Here is a 1,376-nt window from a genome sequence, read left to right on the forward strand (position 1 = left end):
ATTTAATCTAGGAAGAATATGACGTTTTAGTACATCGCTGTTTAACTGATGTATGGGAGAAGACCAAGAAATCTCACCATGATGAAGACAAAATTTTATAACGAACAATTAGGTTTTTGTCCTTTGATTGTTCTCTGTTCACGAAGAACATAATACCAATATGTCTTTCGATTATTTTTTCGAGTCATCTGACTCCTTATTGAATTTGAAGAAAAAAGATCTCCACTTAAGAGGGAGATCTTTTAGAAAGAAATTACACTAAAGTAACATTACCAGCTTGTGGGCCTTTGCTACCTTGCTCAACATCAAAAGATACCTTTTGACCTTCAGCTAGTGTTTTGAAGCCTTCGCTAACAATTGATTTGAAATGAACGAATAGATCAGCGCCACCGTTGTCAGGAGCGATAAATCCAAAGCCTTTAGTTTCGTTAAACCATTTAACTGAGCCAGTTGTTTTATTTGACATAATATATCTCGATACATTGAATGAATTATAAAGAAAGCTACTAAATAAGGAATGAAGAAAAAGGTATCGCAGGATAGATATGACGAATTTAATCGAAAAACTGAGAAGATCTTGAACTAAATATATTATTAATAGCTCACCGTTTGAGCTGACGACACTATACACTATGTGCACATAATAGATATGTATTTCTTCATTTAATTTTATATCAAACAAAATCAATGAGTTAACACATCAAATCAAGCAAGATGTTAAGCCCTGTGCGAGTTCCTCTCTTGAATCAGGTAGAAGTAACTGGATTTGCACAACTCTGGCTTGAGTAAGAGATGTCGTGAATATTGAGTGGCCTACACTTTGAACCAAGATTTCATTTATCCCTTATTGAATTGTGTAAACCTGAACTCTGGGTGATTAACCCCTATGATAGTTAGATAGCAAGGTAACGGCATAATAAAATACTCAAGATATATGTTTAGAAGGCAGTGAAATTCGTGTGGTGATGAGTGAGCAAAATCGCGTGATAGAAGTAAAAGTGTCAGACAATGGGGAAAGCATTTCTTCTTTAGTCCGTGAGCGATTGTTTGAAGTTTTCTATCGAGGTCAGTCAGATCGAGGAGATGGTGTGGGGCTTGGAATGGCGATCTGCAAAGACATCGCGACACTGCACAACGCATCTATTGAGCTGTTACCAAGAAAAGACGATTGGAATGAATTTACCGTTCGCTTTAGTGCGAATCAATAACCTTGTCGTGTGTTTATTGTCTTAGAAAGAAGCAGATTATCACGACATATGTGATATCTATTCAATTGATTTTATATCCAAACTATAGATATAAAAGCACAAGCTAGGTAACCTTTGAGTCACTCATAAACAACTCAATAGGGCATGCTGTGGGGTATAAGACCGTTG

At 36.2% G+C, this 1,376-nt stretch carries 2 protein-coding genes; one reads left to right on the forward strand and one right to left on the reverse strand.

Annotation, left to right across the window (positions count from 1 at the left end; translation table 11 throughout):
* Positions 1-253: 253 nt before the first annotated feature.
* Positions 254-466 (reverse strand): transcription antiterminator/RNA stability regulator CspE, encoded by a 213-nt coding sequence (cspE, locus tag QTN94_RS19895; RefSeq protein WP_138971670.1) that lies wholly within the window; start codon positions 464-466, stop codon positions 254-256.
* A 487-nt stretch (positions 467-953) separates the two neighbouring features.
* Here cspE and QTN94_RS19900 point away from each other — a divergent pair, with 487 nt between their 5' ends.
* Positions 954-1,208 (forward strand): sensor histidine kinase, encoded by a 255-nt coding sequence (locus tag QTN94_RS19900; protein ID WP_331418799.1) that lies wholly within the window; start codon positions 954-956, stop codon positions 1,206-1,208.
* Positions 1,209-1,376 lie beyond the last annotated feature (168 nt).

Origin of the sequence: Vibrio sp. M250220 (assembly GCF_036533795.1) — a bacterium.
Lineage (GTDB): Bacteria > Pseudomonadota > Gammaproteobacteria > Enterobacterales > Vibrionaceae > Vibrio.

Bases quoted from the DNA above. Each gene is read 5' to 3' on its own strand.
- cspE (WP_138971670.1), bottom strand. From the start codon at position 466: ATGTCAAATAAAACAACTGGCTCAGTTAAATGGTTTAACGAAACTAAA.